The 668-nt window shown below is 54.9% G+C and carries 1 rRNA gene; it reads right to left on the bottom strand.

The features are described from left to right. Nucleotides 1-126: 126 nt before the first annotated feature. Nucleotides 127-668: ribosomal RNA gene (locus tag TVC13_RS18025) — 23S ribosomal RNA — on the bottom strand; the annotation flags it as partial.

Genomic DNA, 668 nt, shown 5'->3' with positions numbered 1-668 from the left:
TGGTGTTCCCTGATCAACAACGACGTGGGTTGTTGGTTGGGAACCACATAGTGGACGCAAGCAGCATGATCTTCATACCCCTTATTTGGCGGAACCGTTTGAAGTCGTGTTCTGCCCAGGATATGTGTGGTGTAAGTTATCGGCCTATTAGTACCGGTCAGCTTCACGGGTCTTTAGTCCCCGCTTCCACATCCGGCCTATCAACCCAGTGGTCTGGCTGGGGGCCTCTCACACACAAGGTGCATGGAAATCTCATCTTGAAGCAGGCTTCCCGCTTAGATGCTTTCAGCGGTTATCCCATCCGAACGTAGCTAATCAGCGGTGCACTTGGCAGTACAACTGACACACCAGAGGTTCGTCCGTCCCGGTCCTCTCGTACTAAGGACAGCCCTTCTCAAATTTCCTGCGCGCGCAGCGGATAGGGACCGAACTGTCTCACGACGTTCTAAACCCAGCTCGCGTACCGCTTTAATGGGCGAACAGCCCAACCCTTGGGACCTACTCCAGCCCCAGGATGCGACGAGCCGACATCGAGGTGCCAAACCATGCCGTCGATATGGACTCTTGGGCAAGATCAGCCTGTTATCCCCGAGGTACCTTTTATCCGTTGAGCGACGGCCATTCCACAATGTACCGCCGGATCACTAGTCCCGACTTTCGTCCCTGCT

Origin of the sequence: Arthrobacter sp. 3Tela_A (genome assembly GCF_049311025.1) — a bacterium.
Taxonomy (GTDB): domain Bacteria; phylum Actinomycetota; class Actinomycetes; order Actinomycetales; family Micrococcaceae; genus Arthrobacter_B.
This window is presented reverse-complemented; position numbering and strand designations above follow the sequence as displayed.